The sequence below is a fragment of the Aquabacter albus genome (genome assembly GCF_040049275.1).
Taxonomy (GTDB): domain Bacteria; phylum Pseudomonadota; class Alphaproteobacteria; order Rhizobiales; family Xanthobacteraceae; genus Aquabacter.
Window position 1 is genome coordinate 293658 of record NZ_JBDZDT010000004.1, and the last position, 16178, is coordinate 309835.

The following is a 16178-nucleotide window of genomic DNA, read 5'->3' on the forward strand; positions in this document are numbered from 1 at the left end:
GAACGGGACAGACTTTCAGCAATGGCTCCTTCTCCGCCCGTCACGCTCAAGCGCCTTGCGGACGCCACCGGCGTCCACCCCTCCACCGTCTCGCGCGCGCTCAACGAGAAGACGCGGCACCTGGTGGCCTCCGACGTGGCCGAGCGGATCATCGCGGCCGCCGGCGCCATGGGCTATCGGCCGAACCGGGTGGCGGCGAGCCTGCGCACCGGGCAGTCGCGGCTGATCGGGGTGATCCTGCCGGACATCGCGAACCCGGTCTTCTCGCCCATCTTGAGTGGCATCACCGAGGTGCTGTCGGAGGAGGGCTATTCCCCCGTGGTGGCGGACGCGGGGAACGATTCCTCGGTGCAGACTTCGTTCGTGGACAATCTCACCAATCACCGGGTGGACGGGCTGATCCTCGCCACCGTCACGCGGCAGGACAATGTGGTGAGCCACTGCCTCGCGCGCGGCGTTCCCGTGGTGCTGGTGAACCGCTTCGAGCAGCGCGGCCGGGTGTCGGCGGTGGTGTCGGACGATGCGCAGGGCATGTGCCTTGCGGTGGACCACATGGTGGGCCTCGGCCACCGGGTCATCGGCCATGTGGGCGGCCCCCGGCACCTCTCCACCGGCGATCTGCGCCAGCGCGGCTACACCGACGCCATGCGCCGCCACGGCCTCACGCCCCATATCGAGGAGGCGGCGGCCTATATCCGCGAGGCCGGCGTCGCGCCCGCCTTGCGCCTTCTGGAGCGAGTGCCAGGCCTCACCGCCATCATCGCCGCCAACGATCTTTTGGCGCTGGGCGTCTACGACGCGCTCCAGAGCCTCGGCCGCTCCTGCCCAAGGGACGTGTCGGTGATCGGCCATAACGACATGCCCATGGTGGACCTCGTCTCGCCGGCCCTCACCACCGTGCGCATCGGCCATCGCGACATGGGCCGCAAAGCGGCGCGCCTGCTGCTGGACGAGATCGCCACCGGGGCGGACACCCGCACCCGCATCGTCCTCACTCCGGAGCTGGTGGTGCGCGGCTCCACCGGGCGCATCCTGCAGCCGGCGGCGAGAAAATCGCTGGTGTAGAGACCGGCCGGCTCTGCCGTTTCAGTCCTCGTGCATCATGCCTTGCTCTTCTCTCTCTCTCCCGCGCAAGCGGCCTTAGGCCGTGCCGCCGCTGACCGCTTCGAGGACCCAGTCGTCGATCTCGCCTTCGAAGCCGGGATCGATCGCGACCGACAAATAAAAGCGCTGGTCCGAGCCCTGCCGCACGCTGAGAACCACCCCCTCGGGGACCGGCTTCCCCGCGGCCCTTTCGATCTCCCCCTTCGCGTCCTCCAGCAGACGCTCCGCGACGGCCGGGTCGCCATTGGCGGCCTGCAGGAGCTGATTGGCCGCCAAGATCAACGGCTCGAAGTCTCTCAGTGCCATCGTCCGTCTCCCGTTCCGACCGTCAGGGGATTGATGTCCGCCCCGCCGCCGAGCGCTCCGCTTCAGCTCAGCTGGCGCGCCGCAAGGTCGGCGAAGAGGCCGCCGCGCGCGAGCAGGTCGTCATATGCCCCGCTTTCCACGACGTGGCCCTCGCGGACGACGACGATGCGGTCCGCGCCCATGACCGTGCTGAGCCGATGGGCAATGACGATCCGCGTCGCGCGCATGCGGCCGAGGCTCTCCGTCACGATCGCCTGGGTCTGGTTGTCCAATGCGCTGGTCGCTTCATCGAACAGCACGATCCTCGGGCGGTGGACCAGGGCGCGCGCGATCATGGTGCGCTGGACTTGCCCGCCGGAGAGCCCGCCGCCGCCCGAGCAGACCGTGTACATGCCCATGGGCATGGCGCGGATATCCTCCGCCAGCCCGGCCTGCTCCGCCGCGCGCCAGGCATCCTCCTCGGTGAGATACACGTGGCCGCCAAGGATGTTGTCGAGCAGCGAACCGGCGAACAGGCGCTCGTTCTGAAGCACGACGCCCATCTGGCGGCGGATGGCGTGCACATCGAGCCCGCGCTGGTCCTTGCCGTCGAACAGGATGGCGCCGCTCGCCGGGTTCTCGAAGCCCAGCACGAGCCGCAGGATGGTCGACTTCCCGCTTCCCGAGGGCCCGACCACCGCAACATATTCACCCGGTTCAATCTGCAAGGAAAAATCGGACAGAACAGGCGGGGAATCCGCGCCATAGCGGAACGATACCTGGTTGATCTCGATGCCGCCGCTGAGCTCGCCCGGATCGATCTGAGCCACGGGGGATTCCGGCACCGCGGTGAGGATCGGCTTGGAATATTCAAAGACCGGCCCAAGCGCCATGATGTCCTGGCCGCTTTCGGCGATCGCGATCATGCCGATCATGACCTGGGTGAACGCCGCAAGGAAAGCCACCAGAGATCCGAGGCCGAAGCCTTCGTCGGCGAGGCCCGCATAGACAATGACCGCGAACACGATGCCCTGCATGAGGGGCGATGCGGCGTCGGCCAGGGTCTCGCTGATGAGGTCGATCCGCCTGGAATTGTTGAGGGCCTTGGCCAAGTTCGCCTGGGTGAAGGCCCAGCGGCTGAAGGCGCGCGCTTCGGCGGCGGCAAGGCGGATCTTCGCGACCCCGCCCGCGGATTCGTACAGCACGTGCGAGAGCTGCCCGCGCAGGCGCACCGTGTCCCGCTCATACTGCAGCCGGACCAGGCCGAGCATGAAGACCGCCCCCGCGAGGGCGAGCACCAGGCCGAGCGCGACCAAGGCCAGCAAGGGCGAATAATAGAACATCAGTCCCAGCGAGACGAACGCGAACAGGCCGGACAGCATGGATCCGATCATCGCGCCGGTGAGCTGGTTCTCGATGGTCTGCACGCTCAGGACGCGCGTCATGAGATCGCCGGTGGTGAAATCGCGGAAGAACCCCACCGGCAGCCGGAGCAGACGATCGAGCAGCGCGGTCTGCAGCCGCGTGCCGGACAGGCCCATGAACCGCAGCATGGACCGCTGAATGGCGAGTTCCGACACGAACTGCACGGCGGCAACGGCCGCGAGCACCACGCTTATTTCGACGAGCCCGAAGGCGTCGTTGTCGGGGATGACCGTATCCACCATGTATCCGGAGGCGACCGGAAGGATCATCGCCAGCAGGCCGCTGACGACCCCGAAGCCCAGGACCGAGAGGAGGTTGGCTCTCCCGTTGCGCACCGCGCGCCGCAGGATGTCGCCCAGTGACAGGGGCTGGTCGGGAAAAGGCTCATAGAGGAGGAACCCCGTCCCGCGCAGGCCCCGGGCGGCTTGTGCGCTCAGGCGCGTCGCCGAGCCCGCGGCCGGATCCTTGATCCAGTAGGACCGGCCGCGCCGCAGGATGGCGAACGGCTTGCCCTGCGGGTCCAGGAACAGGAAGGCGCCGACGTCGTACTCCCACCAGTCGCCGTCGAGCGCGACCTGCCGCTTGCGCAGATGGTTGGCGCGGAGGATCGCATCGAGGGTCAACGACTCCTGGTCGGACGGCCGCCGTGGCGGAGGACGGAGGCGCACCCCCGCAGCGCCCGCCACCGCCTGGCAGGCGCTGAACAGGGCGCTGGCCGCTCCCGACGGATCGTCATTGCTGGAACGGGCGGTGGCCGCGAGCGCGGCCGTGCCGGCCTCTTCGGTCTGCGCATCGGCCTCGGCGCGCGCCCGAAGCCTGTTCACCTCGTCGACGGCGGCAAGGCGGAGCGTCAGCGGCACGGCTTCGATCAAAGCGTCGTGCAGCACGATGAGGCCGGACCAGACGGAGCCGTCTTCCAGGGCGGAGCGGGTTGCTTCGCACGTGACCTGCGCATCCTCACTGAAGCTCACCCATGTGGCGGCGCAGAGCGGGAACGGGCGATCCCGCCCCAGAGCGGGCAGATCCTGGGTGTCGAGCAGGAGCGGCAGCCCCTGCTGCGCCGACACCCAGCCGACCCCGCGCGTGACGCCGATGCGCTGGTTCGCGCCGGCCGATAGGGTCTCTCCCGGCACGCAGATGGCATCCATGCGCGGATGGGGCCGCAGCGCACGCGCGCTCGCGCTGGAAACCGCCTCCACCCACGCATCGATCTTGCCGGCAAGCGTGGCATGCTGCTCCGGCGTGCCGGACAGCCGCCGCAAGGTGGCGATGGAGATCTCCACGATGGTCGTGCCCACGGTGCCCACGGCGAGCACCCCGATGGGTACGAGCATGTCCTGGGCGTTGAAGCCGAATGCGAGCTGGCCGGCTTTGAGCGTGCACAGATAGGCTCGTGCCCCAGCGGGAACGCCGTCGCGCAATTCGACGAGGAAGAGATTGACCTCGCCGACTGCGATATAAGTGGCAAGGTCCGGATCGTTCAGCAGGAACGGCGTCGTGCCCGAGACCCCTCGCGGGTGTCCGAGCCGCTCCAGGCCGAGCGCCGAAGGGAGGATGGACGGCCCCGCCGCGTCTGCGTGCCCGGGCACCTGATCGGGGATGATATCGGCCGACAGCGCCATCTCAGTTCTCGATCAGGCGCCGGTAGGGGCCGTCGACGGCGATCATGCTGTCGTGGGTGCCGCGTTGCAGGATGGCGCCGCGATGCATCACGATGATCTCGTCGCAATCGCGGATGGTGCTGAGCCGGTGCGCGATGATGATGCAGGTGCAGCCGCGGCGGCGGATATTGTCCGTCACCTCCTTTTCCACCAGCGGGTCCAGCGCGCTGGTGGCCTCGTCGAGGATGAGGAGGCTCGGCTCTCCCAGCAAGGCGCGGGCGATCTCCAGGCGCTGGCGCTGGCCGCCGCTGAAATTGCGGCCGCGCTCGCCGACCTGTGCGCCATAGCCGCCGGGCCGGCGCACGATGTCGTCGTGGATCATCGCATCCTTGGCAGCCTGGGCGATGCGCTCCTCCGGCATCGTCGTATCCCACAGAGCGATGTTCTCGCGCACGGTGCCGTCGAAGATGATGACGTCCTGATCGACCGCGGCCATGGAGTTGCGCAGCAGCTCGCGCGGAATGTCGCGCAGAGGGCGCCCGTCGATGAGGATGTCGCCCGACCAGGGCTCCGCCAATCCCGCCAGCAGCTTGCCGACCGTGGATTTGCCGCTGCCGGAGCCGCCCACCAGGGCGATCCGGCTGCCGGGCGGCGCGGAGAAGGAGAAGTCCTTGATCAGCGGCGGCTCGAGCATGTTGTAGCCGAAGGTCAGGTCGCGCACGGCGATGCGCCCCTCCAGCTTCCACAGCCGCCCCAGCGCGGTGGCCTGGGGCGGCGCGGGAGACACGGCATCCTTCGTGGAGAATTCGCTCGCCTCGGGCTGGTCGAGGACATCCTCGATCTGGTCCAGGGTGCCGCGCGCCTTCTGCAGCTCCAGGATGGATTCAAACAGGTCGCGGGAGATCATCTCGAAGTTCAGATAGAGCTGCTGGAAGGCGACGAGGATGCCGATGGTCACCGACCCTTCCATGATCAGCAGGCCGCCGGCCAGCAGCGTTCCCCCGCTCCCGATCATGCGCAGGAAGTCCGGCACCGTGGTCAGCACCGCCTCCACGCGGCCGAGCATCTGCTGCTGGTTGGCGACCCGCGCCTGCTGGCCCGACCAGCGCTCGAAGAAAGCGTCTTCTGTTCCGCTTGCCTTCAGGCTTTCGATCTGCGCGAGGCCCTGAATGGTCCGCTCGCTGAGCTTCACGCTCTCCATCGCCGCGCGGCGTTCGCCTTCGCGCAGGGGCCCGAGCAGCAGGATGTTGAGGCCGGTGACGGCGAGGACGATCCCGACCGAGATGAAGGTCAGCACGGGGCTGTAGATCATCATGATGGCGGCGAAGAACAGCAGCGAGCCCGCACCGATCAGGACGCCGGTGAGATCGACGCTGGCGCTGTCGGCGAGATATTCGCTGATGGTGGCGCGGCTGGCGATGCTGCCGGCGGCGCGCTGGGCAAAGAAGGGCAGCGGCACCCGCAGGAGCCGGCGGAAGAAGCCCGTCGCCGCCCGGATCGAGATCCGGTTCTTCAGTGCAAGCTCGCACCAGCCGCGGGCCCATTGAAGAATGGTCTGCGCCAGCACCACGGCGACCAGCGCGGCCAGCAGCCATTCGAACCAGTCGGCCTGCCGCTCGACGATGTATTGATCGACGAAGATCCGGCTGAAGCTCGGCAGCACGATCCCCGGTATGACAAGGGTGAGGCCGCACAGGATGATGAAGGCGAAGGCCGGCTGCGCGCCGGCGAGCCATTCGAGCAGCGGCTGGATCAGCCGGGGCGGCGTGCCGGTGGCGCGGAAGTCCGGCGTCGGGCGGAAGACGAGCGCGATGCCGGAATAGATCCGGTCGAAATCGTCCCGCGAAAGGGACTGCCTGCCGCCGGCCGGATCATTGAGATACACGCGCCCCTGGGCCACGCCCTCTAGGACCATGAAATGGTTCATGTTCACGAACACGATCGCCGGCACTGCGATGCGCGCCAGGCTGTCGGTGCTCACGCGCAGCCCCTTCGCCTCAAGGCCGAGGCTGCGCGCCGCGCGCAGGATGCTCGTCGCCTTGCTGCCGTCGCGCGTCACGCCGCACAGGCGCCGCAGCTCCATGAGCGGCAGCCACGCCCCATAGGCCGCGAGCACCATCGCCAGCGCCGCCGCGCCGCATTCGACGGCCTCGACCTGTAGAACCGTCGGTGTCGGCTTGCGCGGGACGGCTTTCGGCTGAATGGCCCAATCGGACATGGCGTCTAAAGCCGCATCCAGCCCAGAACCGTCTCCGCCCGGGGGATCACAAGCGCGATGAGCGGGATTCGGTCGACGACGAACTTGGCCTCCGCGATGGTCCCGCCCTCGGGCGGCAGGGACATGCCGCGGCCGGTGGACCACAGAAAGCCGCTCGGCGAGGTCGGGTCGCGCTCAAGCTCCACCAGGATCTCATACGGCGCGCCTTTGCTGGTGAGGGTTTCGACCAGCGCGCTGTTCTTGAGGGTGTTGACCATGCTCTCGCGGGTGGTCGGCAAGTCTGCCACGTGGATGACCCGACCATTGATGAAGCCGTCGCGCTGCAGCCGCGCGGTCGCCGGCACCAATTGAACCTCCATGCCGATCTTGACGCGCTTGCCGTCGCCGCCCGGCACATACAGGCGGGCCGAGAGGCTGTCCTGCACGCCGTCGCGCGCCGGCAGCATCCGCAGCAGGGGGGCGCCCGCCCGGACCATCTCGCCGGGTGCCTCGATCACTTCGATGACCCGGCCCCCCACCTCCGCCACGACGGAGGTGGAGCGCGTCAAGGTGCTGCGCAGCACGGCGATTTCACGCTGGGTGCCATCGATCCGCATGGCGATGTTCAAAAGCTCGCGGGCGTTCTGGCTCGTGCGCCCTTCCGTCTCTGCGGCGAGCTGCACCAGCATGCTGCGGGCTTCGGCCAGATCGTTCTCTGTGCGGATGCGCTCGTTCGTCACTTCCAGGATGCGCGTGCGGGTCGCGATGCCGCGCTCCACCAGCATCTGGGTGTTGTCCTGCAGGAGATGCAGCGATGCGAGGCGATTGTTGAGGCTGGCGATGCGGGATTCCAATCCTTCCTTCCGCTCAAGGGTCAGCTTCGTCTGGATGTCGGTGACGTGGGTCTGGAAGCTCGCCAGCTGCTGGCGTTCCGCACGCAGGCCGTCGAGCTCGAGAAGCTTGGCCTGAAGCCGCTCGGATTGCTCGGGCTGTGCGACTTCGGCAATGGTATCGCCGGCCCGCACGACATCGCCGACCCCGACCCGCCAGTTGACCAGCCGGCCATCCGCCGGCGCACCGATGTCGACGACACCCGCGGTCGACAGCAGGATGCCCTGTCCTTCGACCTTCACCGCCGCGGTGCCGAGGCAGCTCCACACCAGCGCCGCCACAAGGGCGGTGCTCAATGCCACAAGCGCGACCCAGCTCAGCGGGTTGCTGACGCGGAGCATCTCGTCGAGCCGGTCGTGGCTTGGAGGCCGCGCCAAGGTGCCGTGCATGCCACTGAGCATCGTCATTGTCATGCCTGTCTACGAGGTCCAGCATCCGCTGGGCGCGAATACAGTCGTCGGTAATCGCTGGGAAGATGAGTGTGCTTGAGGAAAGCGAAGAGCCTTACCGACTTTGCTTTCCGTATTTCACTTCTTTATGGATCCGAGATAGTTCGGCATCTTCGCCTTCATCATCTTTTCGTCGCCACCGGTCTTCAGGAGTTCCGGATTCATGGATTTTCCACCGGAGACATGATCGAGAAGCGCGTCGTTGAGTTCTCCCTCGAACTTGCTGTCGATGGAGGCCGTGATCTGCAGCGCGCCGGTCTCGTCGCGGGCGGCCTGGATATCGATGCCATCGGGGAAGGGGCAGCCCGCCTCCTGGGAGATCACATCATGCGGCGCCGCAAGCAGGCGCTCGGCCAGGGCCGGGTCCTGCTCGGCACGCGCCGCGAGGCTTTGGGCGGCGGCCAAAAGCGTGTTGATCTGGTCGATATCGGACATCGCTTCAGCCCCCTGTCGCGTCCTAATGCGCCTCCAGCGTGCATCCCCTCGGCGACATTTGATTGACAGTTGTTCTCAAGTCGGCAAAGCAGCGCTGCGCTGCAGCAGCATCTACAACCCTTGCAAGCCACAAGCTGGTGAGCGTAAATTGAGGCTAAGGGGTTATTCGCGATTACCCCGTGAGGCGGCAGCCTAAAGATCGCGTCCATGAACCCCCATAAAGGGATGGACGCACATGCCGTCGAACACTGAAATCACCACATCTCAACTGACCCGCCTCGTGGGCCTGCCCACTGCGCCGGCGATTATCGATGTGCGCACGCCGGAGGATTTCGATGCCGACCCCCGGCTTCTGCCGGCTGCGGTGCGCCGCGATGCGCAGGCAGCCGCTGCCTGGGCGGCGGAGTTCGCCGGGCGCGACGTGGTCGTGGTCTGCCAGAAGGGCCTGAAGCTCAGCCAGGGCGCCGCCGCCTGGCTCCGCCACGAAGGGATCAGGGCCGAGACCCTCGAGGGAGGCTTCGAGGCCTGGCGCGGCGCCGGGGGGCTCTTGGTCAAAACCGGCGAGCTCCCGCCACGGGATGAGGCCGGTCGCACCGTCTGGGTCACGCGCGCCCGCCCCAAGGTCGACCGGATCGCCTGTCCCTGGCTGATCCGCCGCTTCATCGATCCGGACGCCGTGTTCCTCTTCGTCGCTGCCGCCGAGGTGTCGGCGGTTGCCGAGCGCTTCCAGGCGACCGCCTTCGACATCGATGACGTCTTCTGGAGCCATCGCGGCGCGCACTGCACCTTCGACACCATGATCGCGGAGTTCGGCCTCCTGTCCGAACCGCTCGATCGTCTCGCCACCATCGTCCGGGCGGCCGATACCGCGCGGCTCGATCTCGTTCCCCAGGCCTCCGGCTTCCTGGCCGCCTCGCTCGGCCTCTCCCGGATGTTCCGGGATGATCTCGAACAGCTTGAAGCGGGCATGCTGCTCTATGACGCCTTCTACCGCTGGTGCCGGGACGCCACAGAGGAGACGCACAACTGGCCGTCCGGCCAGAAGCCGACGTGAGGGAAGCTGTCATGACCATCACCGCGGCGACAGACGCTCCCACCGAGACCCCGGCCGCCCCCACCTTCGCCGAGGCGACTAAGGTCTGGGCGCGGATCGGGCTGCTCAGCTTCGGCGGCCCGGCCGGCCAGATCGCGCTCATGCACCGGGAATTGGTGGAGGAGCGGCGCTGGATCGGCGAGCAGCGTTTCCTGCATGCGCTGAACTATTGCATGCTGCTGCCCGGCCCCGAGGCCCAGCAGCTTGCCACCTATATCGGGTGGCTGATGCACCGCACGGCGGGCGGCCTCGTCGCCGGCCTGCTGTTCGTGCTGCCCGGCGCCGTGGTCATGCTGGGGCTCAGCATTCTCTACGTGCTCTACCGGAACGTGCCGCTGATCGATGCGGTGTTCTTCGGCGTGAAGGCGGCGGTGCTGGCGGTTGTGGTCGAAGCCGTGCTGCGGATCGGAAAGCGGGCGCTGAAGAACCGCGCCATGGTGGCGATTGCCGGCGCGGCGTTCATCGGCATCTACGTCTTCCGCATTCCGTTCCCACTCATCATCCTGGCGGCGGGCCTCGTCGGCTGGGTCGGCAGCCGCCATGCACCCCGGCTCTTCATCAGTGGCGGGCACGCCGCAAAGGGCGCTGCGCCCGACGTCAAGGGCGTGGTCGACCTGATGTTCGAGCGCGGCGAACTCGGCCATGCCGACCCGTCCTGGGCGCGGGCCGGCCGAGTGCTCGCCCTGTGGCTGCCCATCTGGCTCGGGCCGGTGGTGCTGCTCTGGCTCCTGACCGGCTCTTCCAGCGTGTGGACGCAGTTGGGCGCCTTCTTCAGCACCATGGCCGTCGTCACCTTCGGCGGCGCCTATGCGGTGCTCGCCTATGTGGCGCAGGCTGCGGTCGACACCTTCGGGTGGCTTGCGCCGGGAGAAATGGTGGACGGGCTCGGCCTCGCCGAGACCACCCCCGGGCCGCTGATCATGGTGCTCCAGTTCGTCGGCTTCCTCGCCGCCTACCGCGCGCCCGGCATTCTCGATCCGCTTTTCGCCGGATGCCTTGGCGCGCTCCTCACCACCTGGGTCACGTTCGCACCGTGCTTCCTCTGGATCTTTCTCGGCGCGCCCTATGTGGAGGCGCTGCGCGGCAATCAGGCGATCTCGGCCGCGCTGTCAGCCATCACCGCCGCCGTTGTGGGCGTGATCATGAACCTCGCCGTGTGGTTCGCGCTGCACGTGGTGTTCCGGGAGGTTCGCACCATCGATCTCTTCGGCGCCGGTCCCGACGTGCCGGTGCTCGCGTCCGTCGATTGGCGGGCAGCCGTGCTCGCGGCCGTCGCCATGATCGCCATGCTGCGCTTCAGAATGGGCATGGTCCCGACCTTGGGCGCGTGCGCCGCAGCCGGGGTGCTGCTGCGTTATCTCACGGCATAGGCTTCGGGGCCCGCCGCGTGGCATTCCGTTGCGTGATGGTTGAGGGGGCCTATGCAGGAGGTCCGTGGCCACCGCATGGGGTGGCCGGTTCCTGTCCAGTGCGAGCAATCTCGTGTAGGATGGAATTATACCAATGCGGATATCGGACAGTTTTCCAGCCCTGTGAGTTTGTGTCGCTGCCACCCCTTCTTCGAGCTGCGGAGAATGCAAATGGCGTCCACGACAACCATGCCCCACGATCCCCTTGCGCCCCCGATAAAGCTCTCAGTCGAACTGCTGGTGAACGGCACGAAGGTTCGGCTCGACGTCGCTCCGTGGACCACCCTGCTCGACGCGCTGCGCGAGCACCTCGACCTCACCGGAACAAAGAAAGGGTGCGACCACGGGCAGTGCGGGGCATGCACCGTTCTGCTTGATGGGCGCAGGGTCAATTCCTGCCTCACCCTCGCGGTCATGAAGGACGGCGCGGTGGTGACCACCATCGAGGGGCTCGCGAGGGACGGCGTATTGCACCCGTTGCAGCAGGCCTTCATCGACCATGACGCGTTCCAGTGCGGCTACTGTACCCCCGGCCAGATTCTCTCGGCGGCGGGGCTGATCGCCGAAGGCAAGGCCAAAAGCCCCGACGAAATCCGCGAGCTGATGAGCGGCAACATCTGTCGCTGTGCGGCCTATCCCAACATCGTTGCGGCGATCCAGCAGGCGATGGGGGCATCATGATCAACTTCCAATACACGCGGGCCAGCGATGTGGCCGACGCTATCAGGCTGATCGCGTCCGACCCCATGGCGAAATTCATCGCCGGCGGCACCAACCTCCTCGATCTCATGAAAGAGGATGTGGAGCGCCCCACCCGGCTGGTCGACATCACGCGGCTGCCGCTGACAAAGGTCGAGGAGACGGCGGAAGGCGGCCTGCGGATCGGCGCTCTGGTGCCGAATTCCGACCTCGCCTGGCATCCGCTGGTGGTTGAGCGCTATCCCATGCTCGGAAGCGCCATCCTGGCGGGCGCCTCGGCGCAGTTGCGCAACATGGCATCCACCGGCGGCAACCTCATGCAGCGCACGCGGTGCTTCTATTTCTACGACACCACGACGCCCTGCAACAAACGCGCGCCCGGCAGCGGCTGCTCCGCGATCAACGGCATCAACCGCATCAGCGCCATCCTCGGCACGAGCGAGGCCTGCATTGCCACCCACCCGTCCGACATGTGCGTGGCATTGGCCGTGCTTGAGGCGAAGATTCATGTGACCGGCCCTGCGGGCGAGCGCGTCATCCCGCTTGCGGACTTTCACCGCCTGCCCGGCGATACGCCGCAGCGCGACACTCTCCTCAATGCGGACGAGATCATCACCGCAGTGGAGCTGCCGGCCCAGGGCTTTTCCAAGAACTACACCTACCTGAAGATCCGTGACCGTCTGTCCTATGCCTTCGCGCTGGTGTCGGTGGCGGTGGGCCTTGAGATGGACGGTGAGACCATCCGCAAGGCGCGGTTCGCCCTGGGCGGCGTCGCCCACAAGCCGTGGCGAAATCCGGAGGCAGAAGCGGTTCTGAACGGACAGGTCGCGAGGCCGGACACCTTCATGCGCGCCGCGGACATCGTGCTGCGCGAGGCCAAGGGCTTCGCGCACAACGCCTTCAAGATCGAGCTTGCCCGCCGCGCCATGGTCCGCGCCCTGACGCAGGCGGCACGCGCAACGCCGCAGTCGCAGTCGAACAAGAAGGTCGCCTGAGACCACACGGCCGCGTCGCCGTGTGTTCGGCGGCCGCGGGCGAAGCTCTATGCCATCTCGGCAATTGCCGCTGACGTTTCAAGGGAGTGAGCTCATGACAGCGCACATCGGCAGCCCCACGTCCCGCGTCGAGGGCCGGGACAAGGTCACGGGCGCGGCGAAATATGCCGGCGAGTTCAATGCGCCCGGCCTCGTCCATGCCAGCATCGTCGGATCCACCATAGCGAAGGGGCGCATCGCCCGCATCGACGCCAGCGAAGCCCTGAAGATCGGCGGCGTGATCGCCGTGCTCACCCATGAGAACCGGCCGCCCATGGCCGACACCGACGACGCCTACAAGGACGACGTGGCGCCCGAGCAAGGTTCGCCGTTCCGCCCTCTCTACGACGGGAAGATCCTGTTCAGCGGGCAGCCGATTGCACTGGTGCTGGCCGAGGATTCCGAGACGGCACGCTTTGCGGCGACACACGTGCGCGTGGACTACGAGGCAGAACCGCACGTCACCGATTTCCATGCAAAGCGCGGCGACGCCTTTGCCCTGGACGAGCCGGCCAAGCCGAGAGGCGATGCGGCGGCCGCGCTCGCGGCAGCGGAGGTGCGCCACCAGGGCGAATATTCCGTCCCCATGGAGCACCACAATCCCATGGAGCTGTTCGCCTCGACGGTGATGTGGGAGGGCGACGGCAAGCTCACCATCTACGACAAGACCCAGGGCGTTCAGAACGTGCAGCGCTATGTGTGCGGCATTTTCGGGCTGAAGCCGGCGGATGTGCGTGTCATGTCGCCGTTCGTCGGCGGCGCTTTCGGCTCGGGGCTGCGGCCGCAATACCAGGTGGTGCTGGCCGTGCTGGCGGCGCGCGCGCTGGAGCGCTCCGTGCGGGTCGTGCTCACCCGCCAGCAGATGTATGGCCTCGGCTATCGGCCGGCCATGATCCAGCGGATCGAACTGGGGGCGAAGGCCGATGGAACGCTGGAGGCGCTGACCCACGACGCGATCACGGTGACGTCGCAATACGAGGACTTCCATCGCCACGAAACCACGTGGTCCGGCCTGCTCTACAAGAGCGCCAGCGCGAAGTACGCACACAAGCTGGTGCGTCTCGATCTGCCCACCTCGTGCGATATGCGCGCGCCGAGCGCCACCACGGGGGTCTATGCGCTGGAATCCGCCATGGACGAGCTGGCGGTCGCGCTCAAGATCGATCCGCTCGAGCTGCGGATGCGCAGCTATTCCGAGCACGATCAGAACAGCGGCCTGCCCTACAGCAGCAAGAGCCTGCGGGAGTGCTACCGGCAGGGCGCGGAGGCGTTCGGCTGGAGCAAGCGGAACCCGGAGCCCCGCGCCATGCGCGACGGCAGCGAGCTGGTCGGATGGGGCATGGCGACCGGCATCTGGGAAGCCCTGCAGGTGCCGATCACGGTGCGCGTCGCATTGACTGCCAACGGGCACGCGCAGGTCTCCTGCGCGACGTCGGACATCGGCACCGGCACCTACACGATCATGACGCAGGTTGCGGCCGACATGCTCGGCCTGCCGCTTGAAAGCATCGACATCAAGTTGGGGGACTCGACCCTGCCCCAGTCGCCGGTGGAGGGCGGCTCCTGGATCGCGGCCTCGGTGTCGAACGGCATCGTCACCACTTGCGATGCGATCCGCGAAGAGCTTCTGCGCCTAGCGAAGACAGTGCCCAACTCGCCCCTCGCCGACGCCGGCCCGGAGGAGGTCGTCCTTGCGAATGGCACGATCGCCAGCCGGCACGATGCGGCCCGTGCGGTCTCCATCGCGGAGGCCATGCGGCACGGCGGCGTGGACCGGATCCAGCAGGAGAAGACCACCCGCTTCAAGAATGACGGCTCACATGCGCACAACACGCATTCGGCGATCTTTGCTGAAGTGAAGGTGGATGAGCAACTCGGCGTGGTCCGTGTCACGCGCATCGTGTCCGCCGTTGCCGCGGGGCGAATTCTCAACCCCAAGACCGGACGCAACCAGGTGATTGGCGGCGTCGTCTGGGGCATCGGTGCCGCGCTGCACGAGGAGACGCTTGTCGATCACACGTTCGGCCGCGTCATGAACGCGAACATCGCGGAATATCATGTCCCGGTGAACGCCGACGTGCACGACATCGAAGTGATCTTCGTGGACGAGCAGGACGACAGGGTGAACCCGCTCGGCATCAAGGGGCTCGGCGAGATCGGCATCGTCGGGGTTCCGGCGGCCATAGCGAATGCGATCTACCATGCGACCGGAAAGCGGGTGCGCGATCTGCCGATCACGCTCGACAAGCTGCTGTGATCCGGATCAGGAGATCTTGGCTAAGCTTGTGCAGTCAAGAGGCGCATTGGTGATGTTTGCACCTCGCATGTGGGTGCTTGGCCCGTGGGCTAGGGGAGGCTTGCCGCGACGCGCGGCGTTTTGCGCGTCATGAGGCGCAGAAGCGGGCGCTCGATGGTGAAATGCACCACCACGCCCGCCGCCACTGACGCAACGGTGGCACAGACGGCGAACAGCAAAAGGCCGCCGGGGAGATCCACGAGGCCGAGGCGGCGCCAGATCTGCCCGGCCGCCGACAGCGCGATGCCGTGGACGATATAGATCGAATAGGATGCATCGCCGAGCAGGGTGAAGAACGGATATTTCCTCACCGCGCCCGCCTTTTCGAGGATCAGCGCGCCGATCACGATGAGCGCGGCGGGAATGCCCCACAGCAGGAACCGCGACTGCGACGTCACCTCATTGAGGCTGAGCATGGCCGCGAAGCCCGCGATCAGCAGGCCCCAGCCGGCGAAGGTGGGGACCGGGCGGCCCTTTATGTACCAGACTCCCACCATGACGCCGAAGATGAATTCGATGATGATCGTGGACGTATAGAAGGTCATCATCACGTTCGATGGCGGGAAAAGCGCGCCCAGCAAGACGAGGCCCGCAAAAAGCACGCTGATGGCCGAAGCGCGCAGGCCGTTCGGCAAGAGAAGAATGAACCCCCATACGAAATAGAAGAACATTTCGTAGTTGAGCGTCCATCCGGGAATCACCACCGGCTCGATGGTGGGGAAAACGGGGTGCTGCGCCGGCAGGAACAGGTAGGAGGCGATGATGTGCCACGTCTCCGGTCGCCCGCTCTGCACCGTCGCGGGCGCAAAAATCATCAGGAACACAAATAGGCTGGTGATGATCCAGTAAAGCGGGACAATGCGGACAAGACGTTTTCTGTAGAATGAGAGCGTGTACCCAGCCTTCTGGTCGGTGGTCACCAGCATCAGGAAGCCGCTGATGATGAAGAAAAGATCAACACCGCTCGCGAGCGAGCCGGGCCACCACCCGTTATAGCCCATTCGCTCCAGCTGAACGTTCAGGTGATAGCAGACAACCATGATGCTTGCGATCGCTCGCAAATACTGAAGCGAGTCAAGCATCCCTTAACGGTCCCCGTCGCACTCAATACAAATGCTCTATCGAAAGCGGCGGGCATGATCAAGGCGCACGAAACCCTCAACGCGCGGCAGGCCTCGGTCCAACTGCCATCGCGCCGGAGCCCGCGTGCCGGCTAAGCAAATAGAATTGCAGGATCGAAAGTCCTGCTTGACCCTGATG

12 protein-coding genes are annotated in these 16178 nt (G+C 66.6%); 6 read left to right on the forward strand and 6 right to left on the reverse strand.

Annotated elements, in window-relative coordinates:
* Positions 1-21 precede the first annotated feature (21 nt).
* Positions 22-1065, forward strand: a complete 1044-nt coding sequence (locus ABLE91_RS11095) for a LacI family DNA-binding transcriptional regulator (RefSeq protein WP_348930877.1) — start codon at positions 22-24, stop codon at positions 1063-1065.
* A 75-nt stretch (positions 1066-1140) separates the two neighbouring features.
* On the opposite strand, the gene ABLE91_RS11100 is transcribed toward ABLE91_RS11095, so the two are convergent.
* From ABLE91_RS11100 to ABLE91_RS11120, 5 genes are all read right to left on the reverse strand, one after another.
* On the reverse strand, positions 1141-1410 hold the full coding sequence (locus ABLE91_RS11100; RefSeq protein ID WP_348930878.1) for a hypothetical protein: 270 nt from the start codon (positions 1408-1410) through the stop codon (positions 1141-1143).
* Between the two features lie 62 nt (positions 1411-1472).
* Positions 1473-4436 (reverse strand): NHLP bacteriocin export ABC transporter permease/ATPase subunit, encoded by a 2964-nt coding sequence (locus tag ABLE91_RS11105; protein ID WP_348930879.1) that lies wholly within the window; start codon positions 4434-4436, stop codon positions 1473-1475.
* Position 4437: 1 nt separating this feature from the next.
* Positions 4438-6633, reverse strand: a complete 2196-nt coding sequence (locus tag ABLE91_RS11110) for an NHLP family bacteriocin export ABC transporter peptidase/permease/ATPase subunit (RefSeq protein WP_348930880.1) — start codon at positions 6631-6633, stop codon at positions 4438-4440.
* Between the two features lie 5 nt (positions 6634-6638).
* Entirely contained in the window at positions 6639-7910 is a 1272-nt protein-coding gene (locus tag ABLE91_RS11115) for an NHLP bacteriocin system secretion protein (RefSeq protein ID WP_348930881.1), read from the reverse strand.
* 120 nt (positions 7911-8030) lie between these two features.
* Complete coding sequence (locus tag ABLE91_RS11120) at positions 8031-8387, reverse strand: hypothetical protein (RefSeq protein WP_348930882.1); 357 nt, start codon at positions 8385-8387, stop codon at positions 8031-8033.
* Between the two features lie 235 nt (positions 8388-8622).
* On the opposite strand from ABLE91_RS11120, the gene ABLE91_RS11125 reads away from it, so the two are divergent.
* The 5 genes from ABLE91_RS11125 (at position 8623) to ABLE91_RS11145 (ending at position 14879) form a co-directional block, all read left to right on the forward strand.
* A complete protein-coding gene (locus tag ABLE91_RS11125; protein WP_348930883.1) occupies positions 8623-9441 on the forward strand; it encodes a chromate resistance protein ChrB domain-containing protein in 819 nt (272 codons plus the stop codon).
* An 11-nt stretch (positions 9442-9452) separates the two neighbouring features.
* A complete protein-coding gene (gene chrA / locus ABLE91_RS11130; protein ID WP_348930884.1) occupies positions 9453-10850 on the forward strand; it encodes a chromate efflux transporter in 1398 nt (465 codons plus the stop codon).
* Positions 10851-11078: 228 nt separating this feature from the next.
* Positions 11079-11570, forward strand: coding sequence for a (2Fe-2S)-binding protein (locus ABLE91_RS11135; protein ID WP_510181938.1), 492 nt, complete (start codon positions 11079-11081; stop codon positions 11568-11570).
* Positions 11567-12583 carry an FAD binding domain-containing protein gene (locus ABLE91_RS11140; protein WP_348930886.1) on the forward strand — a complete coding sequence of 339 codons (1017 nt, stop codon included), beginning with the start codon at positions 11567-11569 and terminating at the stop codon, positions 12581-12583. Before ABLE91_RS11135 ends, ABLE91_RS11140 begins: the two co-directional genes overlap by 4 nt.
* Positions 12584-12677: 94 nt before the next feature.
* Complete coding sequence (locus ABLE91_RS11145) at positions 12678-14879, forward strand: xanthine dehydrogenase family protein molybdopterin-binding subunit (RefSeq protein WP_348930887.1); 2202 nt, start codon at positions 12678-12680, stop codon at positions 14877-14879.
* Positions 14880-14968: 89 nt separating this feature from the next.
* Here the strand turns inward: ABLE91_RS11145 and ABLE91_RS11150 are convergent, their stop codons facing one another.
* Positions 14969-16000, reverse strand: coding sequence for an acyltransferase family protein (locus tag ABLE91_RS11150; RefSeq protein WP_348930888.1), 1032 nt, complete (start codon positions 15998-16000; stop codon positions 14969-14971).
* Positions 16001-16178 lie beyond the last annotated feature (178 nt).

Bases quoted from the DNA above. Each gene is read 5' to 3' on its own strand.
- ABLE91_RS11095 (WP_348930877.1), top strand. From the start codon at position 22: ATGGCTCCTTCTCCGCCCGTCACGCTCAAGCGCCTTGCGGACGCCACC.
- ABLE91_RS11100 (WP_348930878.1), bottom strand. From the start codon at position 1,410: ATGGCACTGAGAGACTTCGAGCCGTTGATCTTGGCGGCCAATCAGCTC.
- ABLE91_RS11105 (WP_348930879.1), bottom strand. From the start codon at position 4,436: ATGGCGCTGTCGGCCGATATCATCCCCGATCAGGTGCCCGGGCACGCA.
- ABLE91_RS11110 (WP_348930880.1), bottom strand. From the start codon at position 6,633: ATGTCCGATTGGGCCATTCAGCCGAAAGCCGTCCCGCGCAAGCCGACA.
- ABLE91_RS11115 (WP_348930881.1), bottom strand. From the start codon at position 7,910: ATGACGATGCTCAGTGGCATGCACGGCACCTTGGCGCGGCCTCCAAGC.
- ABLE91_RS11120 (WP_348930882.1), bottom strand. From the start codon at position 8,387: ATGTCCGATATCGACCAGATCAACACGCTTTTGGCCGCCGCCCAAAGC.
- ABLE91_RS11125 (WP_348930883.1), top strand. From the start codon at position 8,623: ATGCCGTCGAACACTGAAATCACCACATCTCAACTGACCCGCCTCGTG.
- chrA (WP_348930884.1), top strand. From the start codon at position 9,453: ATGACCATCACCGCGGCGACAGACGCTCCCACCGAGACCCCGGCCGCC.
- ABLE91_RS11135 (WP_510181938.1), top strand. From the start codon at position 11,079: ATGCCCCACGATCCCCTTGCGCCCCCGATAAAGCTCTCAGTCGAACTG.
- ABLE91_RS11140 (WP_348930886.1), top strand. From the start codon at position 11,567: ATGATCAACTTCCAATACACGCGGGCCAGCGATGTGGCCGACGCTATC.
- ABLE91_RS11145 (WP_348930887.1), top strand. From the start codon at position 12,678: ATGACAGCGCACATCGGCAGCCCCACGTCCCGCGTCGAGGGCCGGGAC.
- ABLE91_RS11150 (WP_348930888.1), bottom strand. From the start codon at position 16,000: ATGCTTGACTCGCTTCAGTATTTGCGAGCGATCGCAAGCATCATGGTT.